Raw genomic sequence first — 4,207 nt, forward strand, 5'->3', positions numbered from 1 at the left:
AATGGCTAACATGATCATTTTAAACGATCTGATAACGCGATTAGCGTGTCAGATCATCAAAAAACTTCTTCACGCCATCAAGGAAGCTTTTAGATTTTGGGCTGTGCTTACTGCGTGCATCGCCATCGCAGCTTGCTTCGAGCTCTTTGAGCAGCTCTTTTTGACGCTCACTCAGTTTAACCGGCGTTTCAACCACTACGCGGCACATTAAATCACCCTGTGCACCACCGCGTACCGATTTCACCCCTTTACCACGCATACGGAACATACGGCCAGTCTGTGTTTCAGCCGGAATTTTCAGGCTAACACGGCCATCGAGCGTTGGTACTTCAACTTCACCACCCAACGCTGCCATCGTAAAGCTGATCGGCACTTCGCAGAAGAGATTGCTCTCTTCACGCTGGAAGATTTTGTGATCTTTTACATGCACCTGTACATACAGATCACCAGCTGGAGCACCTTGCTCACCCGCTTCACCTTCACCCGTTAAGCGAATGCGGTCACCGGTATCCACGCCTGCGGGGATCTTAACCGACAGCGTTTTGGTTTTCTGAATACGGCCATCACCATGGCATTTGTTGCACGGGTCTTTGATGATCTGACCACGGCCATGACAGGTCGGGCATGCTTGCTGAACAGCAAAGAAGCCCTGACGCATCTGCACTTGGCCTGCACCATGACAGGTTGTACAGGTGGTCGGTTTACTGCCCGCTTTTGCACCGCTACCGTGGCATCCATCACACTCAACCATGGTAGGGACTTTGATTTCTTTGGTTACACCTCGAACCGCTTCTTCCAGAGTCAATTCCATGGTGTAACGCAGATCAGCACCACGGCTGGCACGCTGTGAACGACGACCGCCACCGAAAATGTCACCAAAAACATCACCGAAAATATCGCCGAAGTCTGCACCGCCGCCAAAACCACCAGCACCGCCACCCATTCCGCCCTGCTCAAATGCGGCATGACCATACTGATCATAAGCGGCTTTTTTCTGGTCGTCGGTGAGGATCTCGTACGCTTCTTTGATCTCTTTAAAGCGCGCTTCCGACTCTTTATCGCCCTGATTACGATCAGGGTGATACTTCATCGCCAAGCGTTTGTACGCTTTTTTGATCTCTTTCTCATCTGCTTCGCGGGTTACACCCAAAATTTCGTAATAGTCGCGCTTCGCCATAATCTCTTTCACCTGCCCCTACATGAATGTACGGGCGCAGGATTTTCATCCAACGCCCGTACCATGTTCTCACAATCCCTTTATCAAGGAATTATTTTTTATCTTTAACTTCTTCGAACTCAGCATCGACAACATCGTCATCCTGCTTTGCGCCATTCGCTTCAGCACCCGCTTGCGCTTGTGCTTGCTGCTGGCCCAGTTCCATCAGTTTGCTTGATGCTTCAACCAGAGCCTGAATTTTTGCTTCGATTTCAGCTTTATCTTCACCTTTTGTCGCAGTTTCCAGCGCAGTCAGTGCTTCTTCAATCTTCGCTTTTTCATCTGCTGGCAGTTGCTCACCCAGATCGGTCACTTGCTTACGTGTACCGTGGATCAGGTGGTCAGCTTGGTTACGGGTCTGTACCAGCTCTTCAAACTTACGGTCAGCATCAGCATTGGCTTCTGCATCACGAACCATTTGTTGAATTTCGTCATCGCTCAGACCAGAAGAGGCTTTAATCGTGATTTTTTGCTCACGGCCTGTTGTCTTGTCTTTTGCCGATACGTGCAAGATACCATCAGCATCGATATCGAAAGTCACTTCAATTTGTGCTGTTCCACGCATGCCCGGCTGAATGCCTTCTAGGTTGAACTGGCCCAGTGATTTGTTATCACCGGCACGCTTACGCTCACCCTGTAGTACATGAATAGTTACAGCAGACTGGTTATCTTCTGCAGTAGAGAATACTTGGCTGTGCTTAGTCGGGATAGTGGTGTTCTTCTCGATAAGCTTAGTCATTACGCTGCCCATGGTCTCGATACCCAGAGACAGAGGCGTTACGTCTAACAGCAGAACGTCAGTTACATCACCGGCTAATACACCACCTTGAACCGCAGCACCAATGGCAACCGCTTCATCAGGGTTCACATCTTTACGTGGTTCTTTACCAAAGAATTCAGCAACTTTCTTCTGAACCATTGGCATACGGGTTTGGCCGCCAACTAAAATCACATCATCAATTTCAGACACTGACAGACCTGCATCTTGCAGAGCCACTTTCAACGGGTCTAAAGAACGTTGAACCAGATCTTCAACCAGTGATTCGAGTTTTGCACGCGTCACTTTGATGTTCATGTGCTTAGGACCGGTTGCATCTGCAGTAATGTACGGCAGGTTAACATCAGTCTGTTGCGCAGAAGAGAGTTCGATCTTCGCTTTTTCTGCAGACTCTTTCAGACGCTGCATAGCCAGTGGATCGTTACGCAGGTCAATGCCCTGCTCTTTCTTGAATTCATCAACGAGGTAGTTGATCAGACGGTTATCAAAGTCTTCACCACCGAGGTGTGTATCACCGTTGGTTGCCAATACTTCAAAGGTCTTGTCGCCATCCATCTCATTGATTTCAATGATAGAGATATCGAAAGTACCACCACCTAAGTCATACACAGCGATAGTGTGGTCGCCGCCCTCTTTATCCAAACCGTAAGCCAGCGCTGCCGCTGTTGGTTCGTTGATAATACGCTTAACTTCCAGACCTGCGATACGACCAGCATCTTTAGTTGCTTGACGCTGTGCATCGTTAAAGTATGCAGGAACAGTGATAACCGCTTCAGTTACCGGCTCGCCCAAGAAATCTTCGGCGGTTTTCTTCATTTTCTTCAATACTTCAGCAGAGATTTGTGGCGGAGCCATTTTCTGGCCTTTCGCTTCAACCCATGCATCACCATTGTCTGCGGCAACAATTTTGAACGGCATGATAGCTTTATCACGCTGAACTTCTTCATCAGAATCACGACGGCCAATCAGACGCTTAATCGCAAATACGGTGTTTTGTGGATTCGTTACAGCCTGACGCTTAGCAGGTTGACCCACTAAGATCTCGCCATCTTGGGTATACGCAATAATTGACGGGGTTGTACGATCACCCTCACTGTTTTCCAGTACACGTGGCTTATCGCCATCCATAACAGCAACACAGGAGTTAGTTGTACCTAAGTCAATACCGATAATCTTGCCCATCGTGCATCTCCAAAAACTTAACTGAAATTCTATTTAATGAGAGCGAAAGGTAAAAATGGCCCATCTCAAATATGGAATGTTGCGCATCTCTATCTTCGACAAATTGCTTCGCTCTTGCGATTGATTAATAGATGGGGGCAGTTCAATGAACCTCAAGGGGGGAAAATTAAAAAAAATGAAATTTTTCTCTCGGCTGGATAAATTTACCGCGCAGTCATCTCCCCTCACCATTCTCTTCCCGTGCTCATCCAATCTTTGTTGATTTTCTCAAAAAAAAACGTATTATTCGCGCGCGTATTTGAATCCGCTTAAATTTACTTACAATTTGAAGTAAATTCTTTCAGTTAATTTATGACGGCGTGCCGTCTTTTTTGTCGATTGGCAACCGCCAGTCAAAGGAGAACAAATGTCCAACTGCAATCTGGCCAATCCGGCGCCACTCGGTCTGATGGGTTTCGGAATGACCACCGTGCTGCTGAACATTCACAATGCCGGTTTTTTCCCTGTTAGCGCCATGATCATGAGCATGGGCATTTTCTACGGTGGCTTAGCGCAAGTTATTGTTGGCATTATGTGCTACAAAAAAGGCGACACCTTTGGTACAACCGCGTTCACCTCTTACGGTCTGTTTTGGCTGACATTGGTTTTCCTGTGGCTGCTGCCGGCAATGGGCGTTGCAGCACCAACCGAACATGCATTCATGGGGATTTACCTCGGCATGTGGGGCATTTTCACCCTATTTATGTTCTTTGGTAGCCTGCAATACTGCCGCGCCAAGCAGTTTGTTTTTGGTAGCCTGACTATTTTATTCTTCCTACTGGCCGCCCGTGATCTGACTGGTAGTGAGCTGATCGGCACAATTGCTGGATTTGAAGGCATTGTTTGTGGTTTTAGCGCAATTTACTTTGCGATGGCCCAAGTTCTGAATGAAACCTATGGTCGCACCGTACTGCCTGTTGGCGAGCTGAAAAAAGCACAGCCAAAAGCAGTACTGCAAACAGCCTAAATCTTCTTTTGGGGGATGTGGAGCA

3 protein-coding genes are annotated in these 4,207 nt (G+C 47.7%); 1 reads left to right on the forward strand and 2 read right to left on the reverse strand.

Translation table 11 applies throughout. The annotated features are described in order from the left end of the window. Window positions 1-40: 40 nt before the first annotated feature. Together dnaJ and dnaK are read right to left on the reverse strand one after the other, a co-directional pair. Complete coding sequence (dnaJ, locus tag ACRC27_RS10655; protein ID WP_438630775.1) at window positions 41-1,177, reverse strand: molecular chaperone DnaJ; 1,137 nt, start codon at window positions 1,175-1,177, stop codon at window positions 41-43. Between the two features lie 91 nt (window positions 1,178-1,268). Next, window positions 1,269-3,176 (reverse strand): molecular chaperone DnaK, encoded by a 1,908-nt coding sequence (dnaK, locus tag ACRC27_RS10660; protein WP_438622773.1) that lies wholly within the window; start codon window positions 3,174-3,176, stop codon window positions 1,269-1,271. A gap of 406 nt (window positions 3,177-3,582) precedes the next feature. Between dnaK and ACRC27_RS10665 the strand changes: the two genes are divergently transcribed. Further along, a complete protein-coding gene (locus ACRC27_RS10665; RefSeq protein ID WP_438622772.1) occupies window positions 3,583-4,182 on the forward strand; it encodes an acetate uptake transporter in 600 nt (199 codons plus the stop codon). Window positions 4,183-4,207 lie beyond the last annotated feature (25 nt).

Source organism: Plesiomonas sp. (assembly GCF_051650925.1).
Taxonomy (GTDB): Bacteria; Pseudomonadota; Gammaproteobacteria; order Enterobacterales; family CAMTGL01; genus Plesiomonas.

What these genes read in the sequence shown, in the direction of transcription:
- dnaJ (WP_438630775.1), bottom strand. Translation starts at nt 1,177, where the DNA reads ATGGCGAAGCGCGACTATTACGAAATTTTGGGTGTAACCCGCGAAGCA.
- dnaK (WP_438622773.1), bottom strand. Translation starts at nt 3,176, where the DNA reads ATGGGCAAGATTATCGGTATTGACTTAGGTACAACTAACTCCTGTGTT.
- ACRC27_RS10665 (WP_438622772.1), top strand. Translation starts at nt 3,583, where the DNA reads ATGTCCAACTGCAATCTGGCCAATCCGGCGCCACTCGGTCTGATGGGT.